Source organism: Hyphomonas neptunium ATCC 15444 (genome assembly GCF_000013025.1).
Lineage (GTDB): Bacteria > Pseudomonadota > Alphaproteobacteria > Caulobacterales > Hyphomonadaceae > Hyphomonas > Hyphomonas neptunia.
Genome location: NC_008358.1, coordinates 642,826 through 665,357, shown reverse-complemented (window position 1 = coordinate 665,357; position 22,532 = coordinate 642,826). Strand labels below are relative to the sequence as shown.

Annotated in this window: 25 protein-coding genes; 12 read left to right on the top strand and 13 right to left on the bottom strand. The window is 62.6% G+C overall.

Annotated elements, in window-relative coordinates; genetic code table 11:
- Positions 1-58 precede the first annotated feature (58 nt).
- Positions 59-976 carry an NAD(+) diphosphatase gene (gene nudC / locus HNE_RS03315; RefSeq protein ID WP_011645693.1) on the top strand — a complete coding sequence of 306 codons (918 nt, stop codon included), beginning with the start codon at positions 59-61 and terminating at the stop codon, positions 974-976.
- 104 nt (positions 977-1,080) lie between these two features.
- Positions 1,081-1,308, top strand: a complete 228-nt coding sequence (locus HNE_RS18305; RefSeq protein ID WP_011645692.1) for a hypothetical protein — start codon at positions 1,081-1,083, stop codon at positions 1,306-1,308.
- 238 nt (positions 1,309-1,546) lie between these two features.
- On the opposite strand, the gene HNE_RS03305 is transcribed toward HNE_RS18305, so the two are convergent.
- Together HNE_RS03305 and HNE_RS03300 are read right to left on the bottom strand one after the other, a co-directional pair.
- On the bottom strand, positions 1,547-2,005 hold the full coding sequence (locus tag HNE_RS03305; RefSeq protein ID WP_011645691.1) for a YHS domain-containing (seleno)protein: 459 nt from the start codon (positions 2,003-2,005) through the stop codon (positions 1,547-1,549).
- Between the two features lie 65 nt (positions 2,006-2,070).
- Entirely contained in the window at positions 2,071-2,562 is a 492-nt protein-coding gene (locus HNE_RS03300; RefSeq protein ID WP_011645690.1) for a hypothetical protein, read from the bottom strand.
- Between the two features lie 142 nt (positions 2,563-2,704).
- On the opposite strand from HNE_RS03300, the gene HNE_RS03295 reads away from it, so the two are divergent.
- Positions 2,705-3,607, top strand: a complete 903-nt coding sequence (locus tag HNE_RS03295) for a LysR family transcriptional regulator (protein ID WP_233351988.1) — start codon at positions 2,705-2,707, stop codon at positions 3,605-3,607.
- Here the strand turns inward: HNE_RS03295 and HNE_RS03290 are convergent.
- Positions 3,591-4,427, bottom strand: a complete 837-nt coding sequence (locus tag HNE_RS03290; protein ID WP_011645688.1) for a prephenate dehydratase — start codon at positions 4,425-4,427, stop codon at positions 3,591-3,593. The two genes, HNE_RS03295 and HNE_RS03290, sit on opposite strands and share 17 nt — an antisense overlap.
- 162 nt (positions 4,428-4,589) lie before the next feature.
- On the opposite strand from HNE_RS03290, the gene HNE_RS03285 reads away from it, so the two are divergent.
- Positions 4,590-5,387, top strand: a complete 798-nt coding sequence (locus tag HNE_RS03285) for a c-type cytochrome (RefSeq protein WP_011645687.1) — start codon at positions 4,590-4,592, stop codon at positions 5,385-5,387.
- A gap of 80 nt (positions 5,388-5,467) precedes the next feature.
- Here the strand turns inward: HNE_RS03285 and HNE_RS03280 are convergent, their stop codons facing one another.
- Entirely contained in the window at positions 5,468-6,328 is an 861-nt protein-coding gene (locus HNE_RS03280; RefSeq protein WP_011645686.1) for an NlpC/P60 family protein, read from the bottom strand.
- Between the two features lie 31 nt (positions 6,329-6,359).
- On the bottom strand, positions 6,360-6,743 hold the full coding sequence (locus HNE_RS03275; RefSeq protein ID WP_011645685.1) for a MarR family transcriptional regulator: 384 nt from the start codon (positions 6,741-6,743) through the stop codon (positions 6,360-6,362).
- A gap of 129 nt (positions 6,744-6,872) precedes the next feature.
- Between HNE_RS03275 and HNE_RS03270 the strand changes: the two genes are divergently transcribed.
- The 3 genes from HNE_RS03270 to HNE_RS03260 all read left to right on the top strand — a co-directional run bounded on the left by HNE_RS03270 (position 6,873) and on the right by HNE_RS03260 (position 8,643).
- Entirely contained in the window at positions 6,873-7,358 is a 486-nt protein-coding gene (locus HNE_RS03270; protein WP_035590141.1) for a transcriptional repressor, read from the top strand.
- Positions 7,355-8,278, top strand: coding sequence for a thioesterase family protein (locus HNE_RS03265; RefSeq protein WP_011645683.1), 924 nt, complete (start codon positions 7,355-7,357; stop codon positions 8,276-8,278). Before HNE_RS03270 ends, HNE_RS03265 begins: the two co-directional genes overlap by 4 nt.
- Positions 8,279-8,355: 77 nt before the next feature.
- A complete protein-coding gene (locus HNE_RS03260) occupies positions 8,356-8,643 on the top strand; it encodes a DUF1330 domain-containing protein (RefSeq protein ID WP_011645682.1) in 288 nt (95 codons plus the stop codon).
- A 48-nt stretch (positions 8,644-8,691) separates the two neighbouring features.
- On the opposite strand, the gene HNE_RS03255 is transcribed toward HNE_RS03260, so the two are convergent.
- The 3 genes from HNE_RS03255 to HNE_RS03245 all read right to left on the bottom strand — a co-directional run bounded on the left by HNE_RS03255 (position 8,692) and on the right by HNE_RS03245 (position 11,918).
- Complete coding sequence (locus HNE_RS03255) at positions 8,692-9,882, bottom strand: amino acid aminotransferase (protein WP_011645681.1); 1,191 nt, start codon at positions 9,880-9,882, stop codon at positions 8,692-8,694.
- 99 nt (positions 9,883-9,981) lie between these two features.
- On the bottom strand, positions 9,982-10,572 hold the full coding sequence (locus tag HNE_RS03250) for a TetR/AcrR family transcriptional regulator (protein ID WP_011645680.1): 591 nt from the start codon (positions 10,570-10,572) through the stop codon (positions 9,982-9,984).
- A gap of 374 nt (positions 10,573-10,946) precedes the next feature.
- The gene (locus HNE_RS03245; RefSeq protein WP_011645679.1) at positions 10,947-11,918 is read right to left on the bottom strand and encodes a M48 family metallopeptidase; all 972 of its coding nucleotides are present in this window, start codon (positions 11,916-11,918) and stop codon (positions 10,947-10,949) included.
- Between the two features lie 111 nt (positions 11,919-12,029).
- On the opposite strand from HNE_RS03245, the gene HNE_RS03240 reads away from it, so the two are divergent.
- Both HNE_RS03240 and HNE_RS03235 read left to right on the top strand, forming a co-directional pair.
- Positions 12,030-12,764 (top strand): MBL fold metallo-hydrolase, encoded by a 735-nt coding sequence (locus HNE_RS03240; RefSeq protein ID WP_011645678.1) that lies wholly within the window; start codon positions 12,030-12,032, stop codon positions 12,762-12,764.
- A gap of 75 nt (positions 12,765-12,839) precedes the next feature.
- Complete coding sequence (locus HNE_RS03235; protein WP_011645677.1) at positions 12,840-13,184, top strand: YMGG-like glycine zipper-containing protein; 345 nt, start codon at positions 12,840-12,842, stop codon at positions 13,182-13,184.
- Positions 13,185-13,257: 73 nt separating this feature from the next.
- On the opposite strand, the gene HNE_RS03230 is transcribed toward HNE_RS03235, so the two are convergent.
- From HNE_RS03230 to HNE_RS03220, 3 genes are all read right to left on the bottom strand, one after another.
- The gene (locus HNE_RS03230) at positions 13,258-14,490 is read right to left on the bottom strand and encodes a hypothetical protein (RefSeq protein WP_011645676.1); all 1,233 of its coding nucleotides are present in this window, start codon (positions 14,488-14,490) and stop codon (positions 13,258-13,260) included.
- Between the two features lie 79 nt (positions 14,491-14,569).
- A complete protein-coding gene (locus HNE_RS03225; protein WP_011645675.1) occupies positions 14,570-14,893 on the bottom strand; it encodes a hypothetical protein in 324 nt (107 codons plus the stop codon).
- A gap of 44 nt (positions 14,894-14,937) precedes the next feature.
- Positions 14,938-15,303, bottom strand: a complete 366-nt coding sequence (locus tag HNE_RS03220) for a hypothetical protein (RefSeq protein ID WP_035590143.1) — start codon at positions 15,301-15,303, stop codon at positions 14,938-14,940.
- A 152-nt stretch (positions 15,304-15,455) separates the two neighbouring features.
- Between HNE_RS03220 and carB the strand changes: the two genes are divergently transcribed.
- The 3 genes from carB to HNE_RS03205 all read left to right on the top strand — a co-directional run bounded on the left by carB (position 15,456) and on the right by HNE_RS03205 (position 20,353).
- Entirely contained in the window at positions 15,456-18,734 is a 3,279-nt protein-coding gene (gene carB / locus HNE_RS03215) for a carbamoyl-phosphate synthase large subunit (RefSeq protein WP_011645673.1), read from the top strand.
- Positions 18,735-18,803: 69 nt separating this feature from the next.
- Positions 18,804-19,277 carry a transcription elongation factor GreA gene (greA, locus tag HNE_RS03210; RefSeq protein ID WP_011645672.1) on the top strand — a complete coding sequence of 158 codons (474 nt, stop codon included), beginning with the start codon at positions 18,804-18,806 and terminating at the stop codon, positions 19,275-19,277.
- 11 nt (positions 19,278-19,288) lie between these two features.
- Positions 19,289-20,353 (top strand): mitochondrial fission ELM1 family protein, encoded by a 1,065-nt coding sequence (locus HNE_RS03205; protein ID WP_011645671.1) that lies wholly within the window; start codon positions 19,289-19,291, stop codon positions 20,351-20,353.
- 8 nt (positions 20,354-20,361) lie between these two features.
- Here HNE_RS03205 and mnmA read toward each other — a convergent pair whose 3' ends face one another.
- Together mnmA and HNE_RS03195 are read right to left on the bottom strand one after the other, a co-directional pair.
- Positions 20,362-21,546, bottom strand: a complete 1,185-nt coding sequence (gene mnmA, locus HNE_RS03200; protein WP_011645670.1) for a tRNA 2-thiouridine(34) synthase MnmA — start codon at positions 21,544-21,546, stop codon at positions 20,362-20,364.
- A gap of 96 nt (positions 21,547-21,642) precedes the next feature.
- Positions 21,643-22,494 carry a CheR family methyltransferase gene (locus HNE_RS03195; protein ID WP_233351986.1) on the bottom strand — a complete coding sequence of 284 codons (852 nt, stop codon included), beginning with the start codon at positions 22,492-22,494 and terminating at the stop codon, positions 21,643-21,645.
- Between the last annotated feature and the right edge of the window lie 38 nt (positions 22,495-22,532).

Genomic DNA, 22,532 nt, shown 5'->3' with positions numbered 1-22,532 from the left:
AGGCTGGCGCTGCGTCCGGTGTTCCCTTCCCCGAAAAACCGATCTAGTCCTCTGACCCATGACGAACTCAAATGACATGCCCCTCGCCGCCAAGCCCATTAACCGCGCCGCCCATCGCCGCACCGATGAAGCCTGGCTTGAAACCGCAATCCAGAACGACACCGCGCTGATCCTGATGCTGCGCGCAGGTGATCCGTTCGTAACGCCGGAAGGCGGTCTCTACTGGTTTGGCCCGGAAGCCCTGCGCATATCACCGGGCAGCCCGCGCCTCTTTCTGGGTGAGGACAAGACCGGCGCGCCCGTCTTTGCGATGGAGCTGCCCGCGAAGTTTGATCTTGCCGGTTCCCTGATCGCAGGCGCGGGCGAATTTCTCGACTTCCGGCAGGCGTCTGCGCGTATGCCGGACATGGATGCCAACTGCGCGTCGACCGCCCGCAGTCTTTTCCTGTGGCATCAGAGCCACAGCCACTGCGCAAAATGCGGCGGGCAGAATGGCATCGTCGAAGCCGGCTGGAAGGCGCAGTGCGCGATGTGCGGTACTGAACATTTTCCGCGTACCGATCCTGTTGCCATCATGCTTGCCGTGAAGGATGGCCGCGCACTGATCGGACGGCAGAAGTTCTGGCCCGCAGGCTTCATGTCATGCCTGGCAGGCTTCTGCGAACCGGGCGAAACAATCGAGCAGGCAGCATCACGCGAATTGTTTGAAGAAGCCGGAATCCACTGTGATCCCAGCAGAGCCGAGTATGTCGCCTGTCAACCATGGCCCTATCCTTCTTCTCTCATGATGGGCTTTATTCTGCCTGCTGATTCCGATGAAATCACCATCGATCCAAACGAACTCGAGAGTGCGCGTTGGGTTACGCGGGAAGAGATGCGCGACATTATCAATGGCAAGCATGCCGAACTCTTTTGCCCGCCGGCGACCGCGATTGCGCATCACATCATGAAGGTATGGGCCTTCAGAAACGATTGACCGTATACGGAATACTCCACAGATTCTCCTCATTTGTGAAAATCAGCAGTTGATTTCTCCCGAATCACGATATTATTGGCTGGCCAGATGATAGGAGATCAGACATGGCAGTTGCAAAGAAACCCGCCGCTAAAGCTGCCACCAAAGCAGCCCCGGCAAAAAAGCCGGCCGCTAAAGCTCCGGCCGCTAAAAAAGCAGCCCCGGCTAAGAAGCCTGCTGCTAAAGCTGCACCGGCGAAAAAGCCTGCAGTGAAAGCCAAGGCAGCGCCTGCTGCTAAAGCTGCACCAGCCAAAAAGCCTGCTGCAAAAAAGCCGGCCGCTAAAAAGAAGTAAGTCTACGGACAGTCTTCACATGAAACGGGCGAGCTGGTCTCGCCCGTTTTTTTATGTTTCCATTCAAGAGGTTACGGCTTGCTTTGCACGCCCCCCACTGATGGTCGAAGATAGAGCTGTATGGCGATCCTCGAGCCTTCACGCCCTTCGCACACACCGCCGGCGCATACCCCAAAAAGCGCCTGCTCCATTCTGAAACAGGCGCCCCTTCATATGTGCTTGCGGATGCGTGGCACCCTCACTGATTGATCTTCGGCCAGTTCTCGTTGCCGCTTTCTATAAAGCCGGGAACATCGCTTTCCCACTTCTCCTGAACCGATGCGTTGTAGTTCAGATAGAGTTTGCCATCGACGATTTTCCAGAACCTGGCATCGCCTTTCGCATGATAGCCTTGGCTGACCGCCCATGCACAATAACCTCCATATTGAGGTGCATACATTTCCGGATCGGCAAGGAAGGCATCACGGTTTGCTGCGCTGGCGAAACGGAAGGTCGCGCCCTTATGCTCTGCTGTAAAACTCTTGGAGCCTTTTACCGGCTTGCCTTCCTTGAAGTAGGCGACCGGGTCATGTCCCTGCACGGCAATGTCCGAGAAAATATCGGTATAGACCGGCGGCTCAGCCATCGCAGGGGCCGGAAGAAGGATCGCAGGTGCGCAGGCGATTGCCAAAGCGGCGAGAAGGTGGCGGGGTTTCATCCGTAAAGGGCCTTTCCGTAGGGGTTTGAGAAACCGGGAAGGTGAGAACACATTTTCAGATGCTCTCAGCCCGCCGGGCGCGGGGGAACGAGGACATTGCCAATCGCTTTGACCAGACCGGCCAGCGTATCCCGGCCTGCCACCAGCATGAAGATGGACGACAACCAGACAACGACTGCCATGGCGAACAACCCGCCACCATCATTGTTGGGATCAATTCCGAGCGGCGTGAATAGATGAAAGCTTACGGCCCCTGTCATGACGGCCACTGCAATCAGGGCGCCGATGACGCGAAGCCGCTTCAGGTGGGGAATGAGACCGGCAAGCAGGAAGGCCGATGCGGCCAGTTCAGCGGTTCCGATAACGTACTGGCTGAACAGGCCAGTCTGCGCAAAAAGCCCGCCTGCTCCGAGGCTGGCTGCCCAAGCATCAAGCTTGCCAAATATGGTCTGCGTTTCCGGGGCGTTGGTAAACTTGAAGCGCAGACTGTCGAGGAATACGAGCGAGGCAATGATGCTGTAGCCAGCCGGCGCCCACTTCCTGAGATGCAATGCCATGAAACGCTCCCCATATCTCGTTGCAGGCTTACTGCCACCGCTTGGGTTTTGCCGGCAAAGCAAGTAGTCGTGAGCAACCTACACGCCCGCGTGATCGCGGCCCATCAGTTTCCGGAGGACGGGCTTGGATAGAATTGAAGCCATGCAGTTGTTCGTGCGCGTCGCCGATGCGGGCAGCTTTTCGCGCGCTGCGGCCGATCTTGAACTTGGCCAACCCACCGTGTCGCGCCGGATACAGGATCTGGAAGCAAGCCTTGGCACAACCCTCTTCCAGCGGACGACCCGCGCGCTGAGCCTGACCGAAGCGGGCGAGCGCTTCTATCGCCGCGCAGTCGACATTCTTACCGAGTTTGATGAAGCCGAAGCCGAAGCGCGCGGCCTGGAACACTCCCCTGTCGGGCTGTTGCGGATTTCCTGCTCGCATTCCTTTGCCCGGCGCGTCGTGGCACCGGCTGTACCTGGCTTTCTTGCCGCCTATTCCAGCATCCGGTTTGACCTGGTGTCCGACGATTCGCTTACGGACCTTGTTTCGGAAGGCATTGATATTGCTTTCCGGCTCGGCGAACTGCGCGACTCTCGGCTCATGGCCAAGAAGCTCGGCGAAGCACCTCAGGTGCTCTGGGCGTCCCCGGAATATATCGCGCGCCACGGCGCGCCGCAGACCGTCGAGGAGGTCGGCAACCACAATGCCGTGGTCTTCCGGCACAACCGCCAGACCGTCTGGGACCTCAGCCGCGGGAATGAACATTTCGAAGCGCGGGTTGATGGGCCGTTCCGCGCTTCATCAGGTGAAACGCTGCTCGAGGCAGCAGCTGGCGGGCTCGGCATCCTGCTGGCCCCGGCCTGGCTGGCATCGGAATGCTTCGGCGATCAGCGCCTGGTCCGTGTGCTGCCCGAATGGCAAGGCCCTTCCCTGTCGATCCATGCGGTCTGGACCTCAGGCAAGCTGCGCGGCAAGGCACGGCTGTTTGTCGAACATATCGAGCCAGCCATTGCCCACGCCTGTTCAATGGCCCGGCTGGAGGCCGCTACAGCCGCGCGTTGATCGCTTTGGGAAAGACGCCAAGGATTTTCAGCGACTGCGAGAAGAAGCCCAACTCCTCAAGCGCAAGCTGGACCGGGCGCTCATCAGGGTGGCCTTCGATTTCGGCATAGAATTGCGTCGCTTCGAAAGAGCCGCCCACCAGATAGCTTTCCAGCTTGGTCATGTTGACGCCGTTGGTGGCAAATCCGCCAAGGCCCTTGTAGAGCGCAGCGGGGATGTTGCGGACCTCAAAGATGAACGCCGTCTTGGCAGGGCCGTCGCCCGCATCGATCTCGGCGGGCTCGCGCGACATGATGACGAAGCGGGTCGTGTTATGGGCGGCGTCCTCGATATTCTCGGCGAGGATTTCCAGACCGTAGACTTCTGCGGCAAGGCGCGGGGCAATGGCCGCAACGCTTGGGTCGTTCAGTTCGGAGACCTCCCTTGCCGCGCCCGCTGTGTCCGCCGCAGTGATCGGGTCAATGGCATGCTTGCGCAGGAAGTTACGGCACTGGCCAAGACCCATGATGTGGGAACGCGCCTTTTTGACATCCTCTAGCCTGGTGCCCGGCAGCGCCATCAGCTGAAACCGGATCGGCAGGTAGTATTCGCCGGTGATGTGCAACTGAGTGGTGGGCAGCAGATAGTGAATGTCGCCCACCCGGCCGGCGATGGTATTTTCGACCGGGATCATGGCAAGCTCGGCCTCGCCCCGCTCCACGGCGATGAAGCAATCCTCGAACGTCCGGCATGCCATCGGCTCAAAGCCCGGAAACGCTTCGCCGCAGGCAATATGCGAGTTCGCGCCGGGTTCGCCCTGATAGGCTATTTTGCTGGTCATTCCGAAAATCCCTGTATTGAATGGCCCCGGCATGCGTCTGATCGCCGCGAGTACGGGGGGAAGCGCCCTGGAGAGGCACCCTTTATATTGTGCGCACCCGGTTAGCGTGCCAAAAGGCGCCCGCCAAGACAGAATAACGCCATAGATTCGAAGGAATGCCCCATGGGAGAGCTCGGTCTCAACAAGATCATCGGAGCGGTGCTCGCAAGCGCGCTCGGCATCATGTTCCTCATGCAGCTTCCGAACGTGGTGTTCGCCAGCGGCGCAGGCCATCACGGCGAGGAAGCCGAGGCCACAACGCTTTCGGAAAAGATGTGCCAGCAGTTCCACTATTGCGTTGAAGTCGCTGAAGCGGCGGGCGCAGGCGCGGATGCAGCAGAAGAGGTGTTTGACCTTGGCGCTGCCCTTGCCAGCGCGGACCTGACCCGCGGTGAACGCCTGTTCGCGAGCCAGTGCTCGACCTGCCACACCATCAATGCTGGCGGCGCAAACGGCACCGGCCCGAACCTGCACAACACTGTGGGCGCCGACAAAGCCCATATCGCCGGATTTGCTTATTCCGGCGCGCTTTCCAACGCAGAAGGCAGCTGGACCTACGAGAACCTGAATGAGTGGATCAACAATCCGAGCGCTTATGTTCGGGGTACGTCGATGTCGTTTGCGGGTATTCGCCGCGATACGGACCGGGCGGCGGTGATCGCTTATCTGGCGGCCAATACCGAGAACGCACCGGCATTCCCGGAGCCGCTGCCAGCTGCTGAAGAGGCCGGTGACGAGGCTGTTCCAGCTGAAGGTGAAGCGGTTGAAGGCGAGGCGGCACCTGCTGACGGCGCTGCAGTTCCAGCCGAAGGCGAAGCGGCCCCGGCGGCGGCTGAAGAGGGCGCTGCTCCGGCAGAGGAAGCCCCCGCCACCGAGGAGGCGCCTACCGAAGCGCCCGCTGAAGAAGCCCCTGCCGAGTAAGTCGGGGTTCAAAATTTCGATCAGAATTTAAACCCCGGCCCTGGCCGGGGTTTTTCTTTGGAAAAACAGGGTTCTGGAATTCAGGCGCTGAGCCAGTCCGGGATTTTTGCGCGGTCTGCGGCGAGGTCGATGCGGCGCACAGACAGGACGGGACCGGTAGATTTCTCAATTCTTTCAATGGCTTCGGCCAGAGGCTCCTGCGCGACCTTCATATGGTAGGCGTTGGCGTGAAGGAGCGTGTCAGGCGCAGTCAGGATGCCGACATGATCGCGCCAGAAGACGAGATCACCGCGACACAGGCTGACACTTTCAGGACAAACCTGGACAAAACCGGACACTTCCGTGCCAGCCCAGGCAAGCTGCATGTCAGAATCGCGCGGCAGGAGGACACCGCAGGCTTCAAATGCCTGCTGGGTGAGGCCGGTACAGTCCAGCCCCAGGCTCTCCCGCCCGCCCCACAGGTAAGGGGCCTCCAGGAAGCGCAGGGCGACGCCTGCGGGGTCTGGTTCGAACTGATCGAGCGGCGCCAGGTGGCCTTGCGGAACCCACCCCGCCCGCACGCATTCGATCAGGGCGCCTTCCTTCCGGCCGGTGGCCACGACCCGCGCGCCCAGACTGAGCATGAAATGCGGGGCGGATTTGATGTCGGGCTCCGAGAAGGCATAGGTGCGCAGGGCTGACACCTTGTGCGTCGGCGCCATGACCGGGGCCGAGAGCGCCTCCATGAGCGCCCAGCCGGTATACCGGTCTCGCCGGCACTGGACGAGGCCGAACTCCCCCTCCTCCCGGAACACATCGACCACTTCCCCATGCAGGGCAAAGGTTACGGCGCGGCCGTCGGGTGCAGGGATCTCCCGGATCGCGGTGGCGCCAGCGCTGACCTGAAACGCCGTGCCAGCGCCCTCTGGGCGGGCAAGGCGCGGATCATTGAATTCCGGCATGGCAGAGGGCCTCCCTAACGGGCAGCCCGCCTCAGGCGACCGCAGAGTTGCGGCGCGGCGGCTTGCCCGAGCCCGTTTCTTCACCGGAAGCGGCCGCCAGCACAAGCCGGGCGAAGGCGCGCAGGTAGCTCATGCCTTCCGGCGTGCGTTCAACGAAGATCGAGCGCAGGTCTGTGTCGTCGGGCAGGCGGCGAATGAAATCGAGACGTTCCAGAGCATCGAGCGCACGGGTGACAGCCGGCTTGGCGATGCCCAGATGTTCGGCAAGGCCCCGCACGGTGTGCGGGCCGGGGGTCAGCGCGATGGTCATGAGGACTGCCTGCTGGCGCGCGGTGAGGTCTGGCGCATCCGAACGCACCGAGGCCGTGACCGATTTCCGCCAGAGCTCAAGCCCTTCCCGCTCCGACAATTGCATCCCGGCCAATCCTCCACGCTACGATTACTGCGGCACAGCGCTGAATCTCAGGTGATTTGCAGACACCGTCCAGTGCCTCTTGCGGTGATCCCCCTTCACATTCGTCTCAAAACACCAGACATTAGGGGAATGGCCCATTCACACGCCCACGATCATGGTTCTGCCAACACGCCCTGCGCCCCGCAGGACGCGGACGCCTTCCTTGCAGAGGCCGAAGCTCTGGTGGTTCGCAAGGGCCAGCGGATGACGCGCATCCGCCGCAAGGTGCTGCGCCTGCTGCTGGAAAATGACGGCCCGGCCAAAGCCTATGACCTTCTGGCCAATCTGGACGGGGAAGGCGCGGCCAAGCCGCCGACGATTTATCGCGCGCTGGATTTCCTTCAGGAGACCGGCCTCGTCCACAAGATCGAAAGCCTCAACGCCTATGTGGCGTGCGGGCATACAAGCCACAATCATTCGGCGGTTTTCCTGATCTGCGAGATCTGCCAGAACGCCGAAGAACTTCATGCCGTGGCCACCAGCCAGGCGCTCAGACAGGAAACAGAAGCCGCAGGCTTCCAGATGACCCGCGCCGTGATCGAAGTGCGCGGGCGCTGCAGGAGATGTAACGCATGATCCCACTCTGGCAGGGTAGCTGTAACCAGTGGGACTGCGATGAGATGGGGCACATGAATGTGCGCGTCTATGTCGAGAAACAGCTGGAAGGCATGATCGCGCTGGCGAGCCATCTTGGCCTGCCCGAAGCCTTCCGTCCGAGTGGGCCATCGACGCTTGTGCCCGTGGACCAGCATATCCGCTTTGTGCGCGAAGTGCTGCCCGGCCGGCCGCTGGCCATGCAGGGCTGCGTGCTGGAAATCGGCGAACATGACGCGGTGATCTATCAGGAACTGCGCCATGGCGACGGCCGCCTCGCAGCGGCCTTCCGCACGCGGATTGCCCATATCGACACTGCCGAAGGCGAGCCCTTCCCCTGGACGGCCAAGACCCGCCAGAAGATGGAGGGCCTGATCGGCACGACACCGGAAGAAGCCCTGCCGCGCAGTTTCGATCCCGATGCGCCGGGCCTGCCCTATTCTGAAATCACGATGGAGAAGGTGAACGCGGCGGGCGTGCGCCAGATCGGCATGGGCGCTGTTCCGCCCGGCCATTGCGGCGCACACGGATGGATGGAGCCCTCCTGGTTTATCGGGCGCATTTCGGACTCGGTGCCCAACCTGCTTTATGAATGGCGCCAGAAGGTAGCGGAGACTGCCGGGGGCAAGCGCATGGGCGCGGCCGTTCTGGAATACCGCCTGCGCTATCACCGCCTGCCGCGCGCCAGCGATCTCTACACCGTGCACACATCGCTCGGCAAAGTTGAGGGCAAGACGCACTCGCTGGTCCATTGGGTGATGAACCCGGAAACGGGCATGGCATGGGCCACCTGTGAAGCCGTCGCCATCACGCTGGATCTCGACGCGCGTAAGGCTATTCCCGCGCCGCCGGAAATGCTGGGCGACCTTGAAGCGCTGGCGCCGAAGGGCCTTACCGTCTGAGCGCCCCAACGGCAGGGATTTACAAGATCGGCCCGGCCCGCTGAAGGTGCCCCGTCACAAACACGGGGAGATACCAGATGGCAGCCTACATTATCCTGATCCGCGAAAAACTGCGCGATGAAGAGGCGATGGCCCGCTATGCCAAAGCGGCAGGCGATGCACGCGGCGACCACCAGATCACGCCGCTGGCCTTTTACGGCAAGCATGAAGTGACCGAAGGGGCCGACGCCGATGGCGTGGTGATCCTCTCCTTCCCTTCAATGCCCGAGGCCAAAGCCTGGTATGACAGCCCGGCCTATAAAGAGGCCCGCGCGCACCGCTATCAGGCGGCAGATTACCGGGTTATTTTTGTTGAGGGCGTGTAAGTCTGAAATTTCCGTTCATCCCCGCGAAGGCGGGGATGAATGGGGTGTCTAGACCAGATAGCCCGCCAGGATTTCCGCGAGGCGCGGAATGTCACTTGGGTGAAGCCCGGCGATATTGATGCGGCCGGAAGACGGCATGTAGATGCCGTCTGCTTCGCGGGCCTTGGCGGTGTCTTCGGCCGAGATCGGCAGTTGGGAGAACATGCCGTTCTGCGTCTTGAGGGCCGCCAGCAGGTTTGATCCCGAATGGCTGACGAGGGCGTCAGAGAGCGCTTCGCGCAGACCGATCATCCGTGTGCGCATGGCGGAAAGCTCCGTCTCCCATTCGGCGCGCAGGTCCGGATCGTCCAGAATGGTGGCGACGATGCCTGCGCCATGCGACGGCGGCATAGACCAGGTCGCGCGGCCCATATCGGCCACATGCGTGGTGGCCGCCGCGATGCCTTCTGCTTCTGCGCCAACGGCGAGGAAGCAGCCCGTGCGTTCCCGGTAGAGACCAAAGTTCTTCGAGCAGGAATAGGAGATCAGTGCCTCGCCCGCCTCATCAATGAAGGCGCGCACGCCGTCCATGTCCCGGTCAAGGCCCGAGGCGAAGCCGTGATAGGCGACATCGAGCAGCGCGATGATGCCCTTATCCTTGCAGAGCTTTCCAAGCTCGCGCCAGTCTTCCGTTGACGGATCGATTCCGGTGGGGTTGTGGCAGGGGCCCTGGATGATGATGCCATCGCCACGCTCTGCGGTCGAGAGGTCAGCCAGCGCGCCGAGACGGTAGAAGGCGCCGTCACGCGAATAGGTGTATTCCTTCACGTCCAGGCCCAGGGATTTGACGACGTTGGGGTGGTTTGGCCAAGTGGGCCGCGAGACCCAGACGCGGCGCGTGCCCATGCGGCGCATCAGGCCGACGCCGAGAAAGAGCGCGCCGCAGCCACCCGGAGACGTGAAGGAGAGGACGCGGTTTTCGGCCAGCGCCGGATGGTCCTTGCCGAACACGAACTTTTCGATATGGGCGCAGAAATCGGTATTGCCGCGCGGGCCTTCGTAGACCTTCGTGGTCTGCGCCGCGAGCATCTTGGCCTCGGCCTTGCGCACCGCCGAGAGGATCGGGGTTTCGCCATTCTCGTCCTTGTAGACACCGACGCCGAGATCGAATTTTTCACTGCGCTCATCGGCGCGGTATGCCGTCATGAGCCCGAGGAGCGCATCCGGCGGGAGCGTGGAGAGGGGCGAGAAATGAGACATGAGGAGAGGGCCTTCCGTTTCTTTCGCGGTGACCCGTATCGGCTTTCCGCCGCATAATAAACCCCGCGCACTGGGATCGTTGCGCGAAGTCTATGCCATTTAACGCAGGCCGCGCAGGATCTGCTCGAAGGTGGTGAACAGCTCGTTGACGGTCACATCGCGGTAGCTGGAGGAGAGGGCAAAGCCCGCGCCATTGAGCGCCGCCTGAAGGAGGACGGCGGCGGGTCGGACACGGTCTTCGGCCAGCAGGCCCTGGCGGGCGAGATAGGCGGCGCCCTGGGTCATGTTGTTCATGCCGAGCTGGAAGTCGAGTTCATGCCAGCGGGCCATGCCAAGGACCGAGGGGCCGTCGACAAGGACAATGGTCTGGTAATCGGGCCGGGTGGCCCATTCGAGATAGACCCGGCAGCCCGCGAGGAAGGCCGCATAGGGGTCCGTTCCCGACCGGGCCGCCTTTGCTGCCTCTCGGGCCGCGGCGTCCATTTCCAGCTGAAGGGCCGTCCAAACTTCGAGGAACAGGGCCTCCTTACTGCTAAAATAATGAAACAGTGCGCCCTTGGTTGTGCCCGCTGCAGCGGCTACTGTCGCCACGCTTGTGGCAGCAAACCCTTGATTTGCAAAAGATTCTCTAGCGGCGCTGAGTAAAGACTCGCGCGTTTCAGCGGCCTGCTCTTTTGTGCGTTTCGGCATCCCCACACCTCTTGCGCACGATCATACCAGTGGTATGTAAAAAGGGTAACCTTTTTTGGTTGCGGGTCTTTCAAAAGACCTACGCTGCTCACTTGAACACTGCAGGCTGGGTGACGCCGGTGGACGGCACGGACTGCATTGGACAGCCGCGAAGCGCTTCGGGAGGAGGAGGCTTCGCGGCTTTTTTTTTGCGCTGAGTTCAGGCGCGCGCTTTTCCGCACCCCTCTGATCGCCTTGCGCCGGCAGTGTTGCCTGAAGTTCAGGTTGACCTAGCTACTCAGATTCAAAGGGCGAAAGGCGCAGCTCCCAAGGTCGCGCTTTTCCACGTTGGGGAATGGCCCTTTGCGGCCCTCGCTTTGCTGCGGGGGCCGTTTTTAATCGAGCGCGCCACAGCGGCGCTCATATTCCGCGATGGCGTCCGGCATCCATTTGCGGAAGTTTTCAGCGCGGGTTTCAGAGGCCGGGTGGGTGCTCATCCATTCGGGGGGGCGCTGGCCTTCGCCAATCTCGCCCATCCGCTCCCAGAGTTCGGGCGCCTGGCGGGGATCGTAACAGGCGCGCACGAGCAGATCGAGGCCGATCTTGTCAGCCTGTGTTTCATGATCGCGCGAGAAGGCTAGGAAGCCGCCCTGGGCGGCAACACCAAACGCCTGAAGCACCGCCAGCCGCTGGCCGGCGTCCATATCCCCTACCCCCACGGCGAGCGCGACCTGGCCGATCTGCATCATCTGCTGGGTGCTCATCCGCGCGGCGCCGTGATGGGCGAGGGCGTGGCCGATTTCATGACCCATGACGACGGCAAGCTTGTTCTCGTCGGCAACATCATCGAGCGTGACGAGGCCGTCATAGTTGCCAGTGATATCGAGGATGCCGGTATAGACTGCCACATAGCCGCCCGGCAGGCAGAAGGCGTTGGGCGTGGGCGAGTCGACGACATAATAGGTCCAGTCGAACTGCTCCACCACGCCGGGCATGTCATAGCCCTCGGTGCGGTAATCGTTTTCCAGCTCCAGCGCCGCGCGTTGCAGGCGCGTGCCGATGGCGCGCACCTTTTCCGTCAGCACACGGGCGTCTCCCTGACAGCTCGCCTCATCGGCGCAGAGAACCGTGTTGCCCTGCCCCTGCTCCTGCTGAAGGATCTGAAGATAGGATTCCTCGCCCAGCTTGATCTCCTGCGCGACCGACAGGGTGTTGAACTGCTTCTTGCCGGGCGCGAAGGGCACCTCTTTCTGGTTTGACTGCCAGTAGATGAACAGGCCGATCAGGGCGATCAGAATGATGCCGCCGCGCCCGCCGACAAGATCGCCGAGGCCATTGGCGCGGATCGGTTGCTGGGGTGGCTGCATCGTTTGCGCTCCTGAAAAGGTGGCTAACAAACCAGTTAACCCAGCGTCTGGCGAGCGAAAAGACAGGACACGCCGCATTGCGCCAAAGGCCGGGATCGCTATGTTTCCCACATGACCGAGCAGACCCCCGCCCCGAAACTCGAGATCCGGATCATTCCGGTGACCCCGCTGCAACAGAATACGTCGATGATATGGTCTACCCAGACCATGGAAGGCGTGTTCGTGGACCCCGGCGGGGAGATCGACAAGCTGATGCAGGCGGCCGATCATTTCGGCGTGAAGATCGTCGCCGTCTGGCTGACGCATGGCCACCTGGACCATGTGGGCGCCGCCATGGCGGTGAAGGATCGCACCGGCTGCCCGATCATCGGACCCCACAAGGACGACCAGTGGCTGCTGGACGAAGTGGAAGCCAGCGGCGCCAGGTATGGCATCCGCGACGGGAAGAATGTGACACCGGACCGGTATCTGGATGATGGCGATGTGCTGGAGCTGGCCGGCAACAAGTTCGGCGTGGCCCACTGCCCCGGCCATACGCCGGGCCATGTGGTGATCTATCATCCCGAAGGCGCGCTGGCCTTTGTCGGCGATGTTCTGTTCCGTGGCTCGGTCGGGCGCACGGATTTCCCGCGCGGCAATCATCAGCAGCTGATCGATTCCATCACCCAGAAACTCTGGCCGCTGGGCGATGACATGCGCTTTGTGCCCGGCCACGGCCCCCTCTCCACTTTCGGGCAGGAACGCCAGGACAACCCCTTCGTCGCCGACGCCGTGACCGGCTATAATGGCGCCGAAAAAGGCGAAGTGGACCTGATCAGCCAGCGCACCTCCAAGCGCTGGAGCTGAACCTTACGAAAAATTTGCCGGAACCAACCCCGCGCCGGCACGTTTCCTTCCCATCGGACAGGAAAGGAACGACCCATGATTGGATATCTCAAATTTGCCGCGATTGGTGCCAGCGCGCTTGCAATGGCCGCCTGCACATCGTCGGGCACTGCAGAACGTAACGCTGTTGGCGGCGCAGCCCTTGGCGCAGCAGCCGGCGCAGCGATCGGCAACAATGTCGGCGATGGCGACGCAACACGCGGGGCTGCAATCGGCGCAGCTGTCGGCGGCGTAGCAGGCGCGATGCGCGGCTGTAACAAAGCAGGCGATTGCGGCGGTGATAACCGCCCGGACAATTACGATCCATACAATTACGACACCGATGGTGACGGCGTTGTGGATGCCCGCGACCGTTACCCCAACGACTCGCGTAACTGGTAACTCACCTCCTCCCGGAAGTGACGAAAGCCCGGCTCATCTCAGGATGATGCCGGGCTTTTGGTTTGCCTGCTGATTACTGTGGCGCGGCAGTCGGCACCGGCGTCAGTATCCGGATCACGATGTCATAGAGCCAGGAGGGCATGTCCGTGCGGCCCTCCATCTTCGGGGAGACGATCTCACGCTTGTGAAAAGCGGTGACGGCCTCACGCAGCATGGCGCTGGTCTCATCCTTGAAGCCGGCGGCGGCGCCTTCCTTGTTCAGCTCAAGCACGTATGCCGTCATACGGTTGCGGGCTTTGGCGACGTCTTCTTTAGACGCATCGGTGTCGCCCGCGGCGAGCGGCGTCCAGTAATCGTCCAGCGAATAGACGATGGAGCGTATGGCCGCTTCGCTGCCGATATATTCCGCGGTGAACCACAAGGCGCGATCAATCACCGCCTCGCCGGGACCGGTATGGACGCCATATTTTCGTAGAAGGCTCTTCAGCTTGTTGACGTCGCTCTCATCAAAATAGAACGTGTGAAATTCATCCTTACCAAGATACTCCCTGGCGTCTTTTTCAGCCGCCAGCAGCATGCTTTCGACTTCGCCCGGATCACTCACCACGCCTTTGTCAACCAGGCGGATATAGGTCTTGGCCAGCAGAGAGAGCGGTAACTTGTCTGAACGCGTTGCCGCGCTCCGGCAGGCCTCGGCGGCGGCCTCCACAAAAGGCAGCAGCACCTTGTCGGCCGCTTCATCAATATCATAGGAGATGTTCTGCGCGTCGCTGGTCAGCCACCCTTTGCATTCCAGCGGCGCCTTGCCGGAAAGGTAGGGGTGGACGGTGCCCGCCAGTGCCAGCGTCGCCAGCTCGTCAATGATCGCGCGGCGGCTGTTGGAGGCAACACTGTATTCAAGCCTGTTGTAGAAGCTGTGGCTGGTGGCGACGTCGTAGCGGCCGTTGCGCGTCTCGTCCGGACCCGCATAAAACACGTCCGAGCGGAGAAAGGCGCGGAGGAGATAATTGACGGCGTCCTGGGTTGGCACCCCGCCATTGGCGTTGCGCAAGCCCCTGAAGACCATCAGATCAAGCTCGCCGCCCAGAACATTGATCCAGGCCTGATTGGGGCAATCCTTTACGTAGCTGTCCATCTGCGGAACGTAGACCGACAGGGTCGTGCCATCCTTTATGACCGACTGAACAGCCTCAAGCGCGCCGCGCAGCTTTTCCGTCTCGCAGGTCGCGTCGTCGGCAACCGCCGGAAGGGCGGCGCCCGCGAACACCGCGGCGGCACACAGGGCGGACTTCAGGACATGTCGCATCAGAAACTCTCCGGAACCGGGACGCAGCATTGCTGGCTTTTTGCGCCCGCCGCTACCCCCCGATCAGGTCAGACAGGGGCTATTTTATTTCCGAGACCACGATGAACTGGGGCGCATCGGCAAAGCCCATGAAGGCGCCCATGATGGACTGGACCGTTTCGCCGGCCATGTCCTCGGCGGTGAAGCCTTCAAGGTCAGGGATGGCGAAGGCTTCGATGTATGAAATTCCGGGCGCGCCCTCCCCCATCAGCAGGCGTTCGGCCCGGTAGGTGCGGAAAGACTGGACGCGGGCGAGGCTGCGCATCGCGGGCTGGTCGGTGGTGATCACCCAGTCCTCGAACGCTTGCGGGCTGACACCTTGTTTCAGCGTGTAGAGGATGAACAGGTTGGGCGGGGTTTGCATGGGTGTCTCTCCTGAGATCTCGATTTGGGGCTGCATGGCAGGCGTCAGTAACCCTCACGGCGGGTAGAGGCCGCCTGGGCGGCGCCGACCCCGGCGCAGGCGTCGGAGAGGCCCGGCGGGCGCTCCTCGGCCAGCGCAAACACAAAGGCCATCAGAAGCCCGCCGAACATGTCATCCCCGCTTGGGCCCGTGCCCTTGAGGTTCATGCCTGTGCCCCGCTCGACATCATTTTCGGCCGCCTCGTTCAGCGCCTGGGTGGCGGTAACGCTGGTGCAGGTGGCGGCTGAATAGGCCGGATAGTCCGGTGTGGAGCGGTATCCCTGCGCCAGATCGCTCGCGCATGCGGCGAGCCACACGGGCAGTGCGGCGATAAGACAGGGCAGAATAGGCACGCGCGCAGAGCGTTTCATCTGGATTTCCTTCGCTACAGCCCGTAGCACCGCGCAAGGCAGCGTGCTTCCCCCTGTATCGGGGGTGTTCCACGCACCTTGCGCCTTGCCCCCGCGCCCGACTCCCTGCTATCGGGCAGCCGTTTGACCGCCTGTGAGGAGACCACGAACCCATGCCCAAGCGCACCGACATCTCCTCGATCCTTGTCATTGGCGCCGGCCCGATCATTATCGGCCAGGCCTGCGAGTTTGATTATTCCGGGGTTCAGGCCGTCAAAGCCCTGAAGGCAGAGGGTTACCGGGTGATCCTGGTGAACTCCAACCCCGCCACCATCATGACCGATCCGGAGCTGGCGGACGCAACCTATATCGAGCCGATCCTGCCTGAAGTGGTGGAGAAGATCATCGCCGCCGAGCGCCCGGATGCGCTGCTGCCGACCATGGGCGGGCAGACGGCGCTGAACTGCGCGCTGGATCTGCACTATGCTGGCATCCTGGAGAAATACGGCGTCGAGCTGATCGGCGCGAAGGCGGAAGCCATCGAGATGGCCGAGGACCGCAAGCTCTTCCGCGAGGCGATGGACCGCCTCGGCCTCGAAAATCCGCGCGCGGCGATCATCGCCTCCCCGGAAATCCGCGGAGAAGACGGCAAGATCAAATCCTATGACCGCATCACCGGCCTGCGGCAGGCGATGGACGCGCTGGAGACGGTCGGCCTGCCCGCCATTATCCGCCCGGCCTTCACGCTCGGCGGTACAGGCGGGGGCATCGCCTACAATGTCGAGGAATATGAAGAAATCTGCCGCTCGGGCCTTGCCGCCTCGCCCAACGCGCAGATCCTGATCGATGAGAGCCTGCTCGGCTGGAAAGAGTATGAGATGGAGGTTGTGCGCGACACGGCCGACAACTGCATCATCATCTGCTCGATCGAGAACATTGACCCGATGGGCGTGCATACCGGCGACTCCATCACCGTGGCCCCGGCCCTGACGCTGACGGACAAGGAATACCAGGTGATGCGCAACGCCTCGATCGCGGTGCTGCGCGAGATTGGCGTGGAGACCGGCGGCTCGAACGTGCAGTTCGCCGTGAACCCCAAGGACGGCCGCCTGATCGTCATCGAGATGAACCCGCGCGTATCGCGCTCCTCGGCGCTGGCCTCCAAGGCGACCGGTTTCCCGATTGCCAAGATCGCGGCCAAGCTCGCCGTCGGCTACACGCTCGACGAACTCGACAATGACATTACCGGCGTCACGCCTGCCTCCTTCGAGCCGACGATTGATTATGTCGTCACCAAGATCCCGCGCTTTGCGTTTGAGAAATACAAGGGCGCTGAGCCCATCCTCACGACCGCGATGAAGTCCGTAGGCGAAGCAATGGCCATCGGCCGCAGCTTCCAGGAAAGCCTTCAGAAAGCGCTCTGCTCGCTGGAGACCGGGCTTTCCGGTCTTAACGAGCTGCCGTTTGAAAATGAGAGCGCGCTGCGCCAGGCCCTCGGCATCCAGTCGCCCGACCGTCTGCGCGTTATCGCCCAGGCGTTCCGCATGGGCCTCAGTGTCGAGGACGTGCAGGCTGTCACATCTTTCGATCCGTGGTTCCTCCGCCAGATCGAGGAGATCGTGAAGACAGAAGCCCTGATCCTGGCCAATGGCCTGCCGGGCAACCTGGCCAGCATGACCGAGATCAAGGCCATGGGCTTCTCCGACAAGCGCCTGGCAGAGCTGACCGGCAACACCGAAGACGGCGTGCGCGCCCATCGCCATGCACTTGGCGTGCGGCCCGTCTATAAGCGCATTGATACGTGCGCGGCCGAATTTGCGGCCAAAACGCCTTATCTTTATTCGACTTACGAACACGCGCCCTTCGGCCAGGCGGCCGCGGAGTGTGAAGCGGGGCCTTCCTCTCGCAAGAAAGCGATTATTCTGGGAGGCGGACCCAACCGTATCGGCCAGGGCATCGAGTTTGACTATTGCTGCTGCCATGCGGCCTTCGCGATGGAAGACCTCGGCATCGAATCCATCATGGTCAACTGTAACCCGGAAACGGTGTCTACGGACTATGATACCTCTGACCGCCTCTATTTCGAACCGCTGACCATCGAGCATGTGCTCGAGATCATCCATGTGGAACAATCGGCCGGCGAGCTGGCCGGCGTGATCGTGCAGTTTGGCGGCCAGACGCCGCTGAAACTTGCTGGTCCGCTGTTTGAAGAACAGGTGCCCATTCTCGGCACCAGCCCGGCCTCCATCGACCTGGCAGAGGACCGCGAACAGTTTGCCGCCCTGCTCGACAAGCTCGGCATTCAGCAGGCGCCCTCGCGAGTTGCGCGCAGCGTTGAAGAAGCCGAAGTGAAAGCCAACGAAATCGGCTATCCGGTCATGCTGCGACCCTCCTTCGTGCTGGGCGGCCGGGCGATGGAAATCGCGCGCAATGATGAAGACCTCCGCAAGTTCGCCGCCGAGGCGCTGCGCGTCTCGGGCGACGCCTCCCTCTTCATCGACCGGTATCTCTCCGACGCCATTGAGGTGGATGTCGACGCGATCTGCGACGGCAAGACCGTGCATGTGGCCGGCATCATGGAGCATATCGAGGAAGCCGGCGTGCATTCGGGCGACTCCGCCTGCGCCCTGCCGCCCTTCACCCTCTCCCAGGACTTGCAGAAGCGCTTGGGCGAACAGGCCGCCCAGCTCGCCATGGCGCTCAATGTCCGGGGGCTGATCAACATTCAGTTCGCGGTCAAGGGTGAGGAAATCTATGTGCTCGAAGCCAACCCGCGCGCCAGCCGCACGGTGCCCTTCGTGGCCAAGGCTGTCGGCGCGCCGATTGCCGCCATCGCCGCCAAGGTGATGGCCGGTGAAGCTCTCTCCAGCTTTGACCTGTCCAACGCCCGCCCGCGCCGGATTGCGATCAAGGAAGCGGTGTTCCCGTTTGCCCGCTTCCCCGGCGTTGACCCCCAGCTTGGCCCGGAAATGCGCTCGACCGGCGAAGTCATGGGCTGGGACGATGATTTCGGCATGGCCTTCCTCAAGAGCCAGCTGGGCGGGGGCATCCGCCTGCCGGCTGAAGGCACGGTGTTCATCTCCGTGCGCGACAGCGACAAGAAGGGCGCCGAAGAAGCCGCCCGCGGCCTCGTCGAGCAGGGCTTCACCATTCTGGCGACCAGCGGCACGGCCACACACCTCGAATCGAAGGGCATTCCCGTCAAACGGGTCAACAAGGTGCTCGAAGGCCAGCCCCATATTGTCGATGCGATGATCAATGGCGACGTGCAGCTGGTGTTCAACACAACAGAGGGCGCCGCGTCCCTGTCAGACTCTGGGTCCATTCGCCGGACGGCCGTTGCGCGGAAAATTCCTTACTTCACAACGCTTGCCGCGTCGCTGGCGGCGGTGAAGGCCATCGCCAGCATGAAATCACAGGAAATCTCCGTGCGCGCCTTGCAAAGCGCCTGATCGGCCACCACTTGACGCCCTTGGTTTTTGCGACAACGCTTTTTGCCGCTGTGAGTAAGGGAATTTTCGATGGAACGCATTCCGATGACCGCCGAAGGGCATGCCGCGCTTCAGGCTGAACTGAAGGTGCTCAAATCCGTTGAGCGCCCAAGCATCATTGCGGCAATTTCCGAAGCCCGCTCGCATGGCGACCTGTCGGAGAACGCCGAATATCACGCGGCCAAGGAGAAGCAGAGCTTCATCGAAGGCCGTATCAGCGAGCTGGACGACAAGCTGGCGCGCGCTGACGTGATCGATGTGTCCAAGCTGGGCGGCTCGAAAGTGCGCTTTGGTGCAACTGTAACCATTGCGGATGTCGACACCGAAGACGAGCAGACCTACAAGATCGTGGGCGAGGACGAAGCGGATGTGAAACAGGGCAAGATCTCTGTCACCTCCCCTATCGCCCGCGCACTGATCGGCAAGGAAGAAGGCGACGAGGCCGAAGTAGCCGCGCCCGCCGGCGCCCGCGCCTATGAGGTTATCAAGGTCGTTTACAAGTAAGGATCAAAGGCATGGGGTCGCTCGGACCGTCTGTCTGGGCGGTTTCGGATGGCCGCGCCGGAAATGCCGCGCAGGTGCGTGCGCTGACGTCCGCTTTGGGCGCAATGGACCGCTGGGTGCGCATTGCGCATATCGCCGGGCAAGCTCACCGGCAGGAGCCCCTTGTGCTGACACCCCGCGCGCCGTGGCGCTGGCTGCCCGCCGACCGGCTGCCATCGCCCTTGCAGGCATTGCCCAAGGCGCAGAGGCCATCACTGGTTGCCCCCTGGCCGACCGTATGGATCGGGGCGGGGCGCCGCTCGGCCTCGCTCACCCGTTATGCGCGCGCCGCCTCAGGCGGACAGACCCTCACCGTGCAGATCCTCGATCCGCATGTAGCCCCGTCAAACTTCGACCTGCTCGTCGTGCCCGAGCATGACGCCGTAACCGGCCCGAATGTCATCCGCACGGTCGGTTCGCCGGCCTATTTCTCGCCCGAAGCGCTGGAAGAAGCCGCGCAGGCCTTTGCGGGCCTTGCCGATGAAACCCGAAACTCTGCCATCGTTGTTCTGGGCGGTGACTCGCGGGTTCATACCTTTACGCAAGCTGCGGCAGACCGGCTGGAGGGCCAGATGCGCGAGCTTGCGAGCTATGGCTGGCGTTTGCGGCTCACCGCCTCACGCCGCACACCGGTGCCCATTGCGGCGCGCTTCCGGCAGATGGCGGGCGACATCGGCGCCGCCTTCTGGGCCGGGCCGCAGGACGGACCAAACCCCTATCTCGCCTGGCTTCTCTTCTCCAATGCCGCCCTCGTCACCGAAGACAGCGCCAACATGCTGTCTGAAGCGGCCTGGCATGGCCTGCCGGTGCATATCGCCAAGCTGGAAGGGCGCGCCGACAAGTTCGACCGCCTGCATGACAGCCTGATCCAGCGCGGCGTGGCCCGCTGGTTCACTGGCTCGCTTGATCAGTGGTCCTACGAACCGCTGCGCGAGGCAGAGCGGGTAGCCGACATCATCGTGGAGCGCCTGCTGGAGCGTTTTCCGGCGCCCGCTTTCACGAGCAAGGGCGTGACGGCGCCGGACTGGCTAGGCTGAGCTGACGCTTACGCCGCCACCACGCGCTCATCGGCCGGCAAGGGCCGGGCGATGAAGCCGCCGCCGAGAATGCGGGTGCTGCCTTCAAGGTCGTAGAGCACAGCCGCCTGGCCGCGCGCGACGCCTTCTTCGGGCGCGTCGAAGAACACCGCCGGGACGCCGTCTTCATATCCGAGGCGCCCGGGCACAGGCGGGCGGGTTGACCGCACACGGATCAGCACGCGCGCGCCGTGGGTTGCGGCCTCTTCCAGGCTGCCCTGCCCCAGCCAGTTAAGCTCTTCCAGCAGCAGGCCGCGCGTCATCAGCGCCTCACGCGGGCCAACGATGACCCGGCGCGCGGGCGCGTCGATCTTCACCACGAACAGCGGATCGCCGGTCGCCACGCCAAGGCCCCGGCGCTGGCCGATGGTGTAGTGGATCACGCCCTCATGCTTGCCCAGAACGCGGCCATCAAGATGCACGATCTCGCCCCCGCGCCCGGAACCGGGGCGCAGCTTTTCAACGACCTTGGCGTAGGAGCCATCGGGCACGAAGCAGATGTCCTGGCTGTCGGGCTTGGCGGCCACCTGCAGGGCGAATTTTTCCGCCAGTTCGCGAACTTCGCTCTTGGGAAGGCTCCCCAGCGGGAAGCGCAGGAAATCGAGCTGCGCGCGCGTGGTGGCGAACAGGAAGTAGGACTGGTCGCGGCTCGCATCCTGCGCGCGGTGAAGCTCTGGCCCCTCCGGACCGTCCGTGCGGCGGATGTAGTGGCCGGTGGCGAGGCAATCGGCGCCCAGCTCCTTCGCCGTGGCCAGGAGGTCAGCAAACTTGACCGTCTGATTGCAGCGGATGCACGGGATGGGCGTGGAGCCGGACAGATACGTGTCGGCAAAATCCTCCATGACCTGCTCGCGGAAGCGGGATTCGTAATCGAGCACGTAATGGGGAATGCCGATGGCGTCGGACACATTGCGCGCGTCGTGAATGTCCTGGCCCGCGCAGCAGGCGCCCTTCTTTTCGATGGCGGCGCCATGATCGTAAAGCTGCAGCGTGATGCCGATCACGTCATAGCCTTCGGCTTTCAGCATCGCGGCCACAACGGAGCTGTCCACGCCGCCAGACATGGCCGCCACAACGCGGGTTTCATGGGGGGGCTTGGCAAACCCAAGCGAGTTAACGCGGCCAGCGGGCCACGCAGCGGTGTCGATCGTCATCTCTCACTCCCACCGGGGTCAAGGTCCGGAGCAGCTGGTTGGAAGCGGGGGATATAGGGCAGGATTGTTTCGGATGCGAGAGGTTTTGGCCTCAGATCACGCCGCCGCCCTATTCGCCGTACCAGCCGCGACCCAGCCCTGGCGGATGTCGCGGGCGGGTTCGAGGAGTTCGGTGAGGCCCTGGAAGCTTTCCCCTTCCCCCAGGATGATGACCGCGCCCGGCGACATCTGGGCGGCGAGGACTTCGGCGACGCGCATGCGGGCGGACTTGGACATGCCCGAGAGAACGTGCCGGCAGAAGATCAGATCGAACTTGCCCAGGCCGGAAGCAGTTTCCATTAAATTGTGCTGGCGGAAGCTGACACGGGAACGGATCGTATCGTTTACCGCCCAGTCGCCGCCATCGGTGCGAGTGAAGTGTTTCATCAGCCGGAAGATCGAAAGGCCCCGCTGGGATTCGTAGTGGTTATAGACGCCGTTGCGGGCCTTCTCGGTCGAGTATTTGCAATAATCGGTTGAGAGGATCTCGATCTTGGCGCTGCGCAGACTGGCGCCGGGCTCGTCCTCCAGCAGCATGGCGAGGGAGTAGGCCTCCTGGCCGGAGCTGCCGCCGGCACACCAGACGCGCAGACGCCCCGACTGGGTGGCATCGAGGCGCTCGGGCAGGATCGCGTTGATTACCGTGTCGAAGACGGGTCGTTCCCGGAAAAACCAGGTGTCATGGGTGAGCAGCGCGGAGGCGACTTCGTTCCGGAAAACCGCGTTCTGGCGCGATTCAAGACAGTGAACGAGATCAGCGAGCGAGCCGAAGCCCTCGCGGCGCGCCAGCGGCGACAGGCGCGCCTCCATAAGGTAGGCGCGTGACGGCGGGATTGCCTGACCGGTGGCCTTCAAGGCCAGGTCTGCGAGCACGTTGAACACCGTCTCCTGCATATCCTGCTCCGCCACGAGGCGCGTCCGCCCCAAAGGTTACCGTTAGGCCGCTT

What these genes read in the sequence shown, in the direction of transcription:
- nudC (WP_011645693.1), top strand. Translation starts at nt 59, where the DNA reads ATGACGAACTCAAATGACATGCCCCTCGCCGCCAAGCCCATTAACCGC.
- HNE_RS18305 (WP_011645692.1), top strand. Translation starts at nt 1,081, where the DNA reads ATGGCAGTTGCAAAGAAACCCGCCGCTAAAGCTGCCACCAAAGCAGCC.
- HNE_RS03305 (WP_011645691.1), bottom strand. Translation starts at nt 2,005, where the DNA reads ATGAAACCCCGCCACCTTCTCGCCGCTTTGGCAATCGCCTGCGCACCT.
- HNE_RS03300 (WP_011645690.1), bottom strand. Translation starts at nt 2,562, where the DNA reads ATGGCATTGCATCTCAGGAAGTGGGCGCCGGCTGGCTACAGCATCATT.
- HNE_RS03295 (WP_233351988.1), top strand. Translation starts at nt 2,705, where the DNA reads ATGCAGTTGTTCGTGCGCGTCGCCGATGCGGGCAGCTTTTCGCGCGCT.
- HNE_RS03290 (WP_011645688.1), bottom strand. Translation starts at nt 4,427, where the DNA reads ATGACCAGCAAAATAGCCTATCAGGGCGAACCCGGCGCGAACTCGCAT.
- HNE_RS03285 (WP_011645687.1), top strand. Translation starts at nt 4,590, where the DNA reads ATGGGAGAGCTCGGTCTCAACAAGATCATCGGAGCGGTGCTCGCAAGC.
- HNE_RS03280 (WP_011645686.1), bottom strand. Translation starts at nt 6,328, where the DNA reads ATGCCGGAATTCAATGATCCGCGCCTTGCCCGCCCAGAGGGCGCTGGC.
- HNE_RS03275 (WP_011645685.1), bottom strand. Translation starts at nt 6,743, where the DNA reads ATGCAATTGTCGGAGCGGGAAGGGCTTGAGCTCTGGCGGAAATCGGTC.
- HNE_RS03270 (WP_035590141.1), top strand. Translation starts at nt 6,873, where the DNA reads ATGGCCCATTCACACGCCCACGATCATGGTTCTGCCAACACGCCCTGC.
- HNE_RS03265 (WP_011645683.1), top strand. Translation starts at nt 7,355, where the DNA reads ATGATCCCACTCTGGCAGGGTAGCTGTAACCAGTGGGACTGCGATGAG.
- HNE_RS03260 (WP_011645682.1), top strand. Translation starts at nt 8,356, where the DNA reads ATGGCAGCCTACATTATCCTGATCCGCGAAAAACTGCGCGATGAAGAG.
- HNE_RS03255 (WP_011645681.1), bottom strand. Translation starts at nt 9,882, where the DNA reads ATGTCTCATTTCTCGCCCCTCTCCACGCTCCCGCCGGATGCGCTCCTC.
- HNE_RS03250 (WP_011645680.1), bottom strand. Translation starts at nt 10,572, where the DNA reads ATGCCGAAACGCACAAAAGAGCAGGCCGCTGAAACGCGCGAGTCTTTA.
- HNE_RS03245 (WP_011645679.1), bottom strand. Translation starts at nt 11,918, where the DNA reads ATGCAGCCACCCCAGCAACCGATCCGCGCCAATGGCCTCGGCGATCTT.
- HNE_RS03240 (WP_011645678.1), top strand. Translation starts at nt 12,030, where the DNA reads ATGACCGAGCAGACCCCCGCCCCGAAACTCGAGATCCGGATCATTCCG.
- HNE_RS03235 (WP_011645677.1), top strand. Translation starts at nt 12,840, where the DNA reads ATGATTGGATATCTCAAATTTGCCGCGATTGGTGCCAGCGCGCTTGCA.
- HNE_RS03230 (WP_011645676.1), bottom strand. Translation starts at nt 14,490, where the DNA reads ATGCGACATGTCCTGAAGTCCGCCCTGTGTGCCGCCGCGGTGTTCGCG.
- HNE_RS03225 (WP_011645675.1), bottom strand. Translation starts at nt 14,893, where the DNA reads ATGCAAACCCCGCCCAACCTGTTCATCCTCTACACGCTGAAACAAGGT.
- HNE_RS03220 (WP_035590143.1), bottom strand. Translation starts at nt 15,303, where the DNA reads ATGAAACGCTCTGCGCGCGTGCCTATTCTGCCCTGTCTTATCGCCGCA.
- carB (WP_011645673.1), top strand. Translation starts at nt 15,456, where the DNA reads ATGCCCAAGCGCACCGACATCTCCTCGATCCTTGTCATTGGCGCCGGC.
- greA (WP_011645672.1), top strand. Translation starts at nt 18,804, where the DNA reads ATGGAACGCATTCCGATGACCGCCGAAGGGCATGCCGCGCTTCAGGCT.
- HNE_RS03205 (WP_011645671.1), top strand. Translation starts at nt 19,289, where the DNA reads ATGGGGTCGCTCGGACCGTCTGTCTGGGCGGTTTCGGATGGCCGCGCC.
- mnmA (WP_011645670.1), bottom strand. Translation starts at nt 21,546, where the DNA reads ATGACGATCGACACCGCTGCGTGGCCCGCTGGCCGCGTTAACTCGCTT.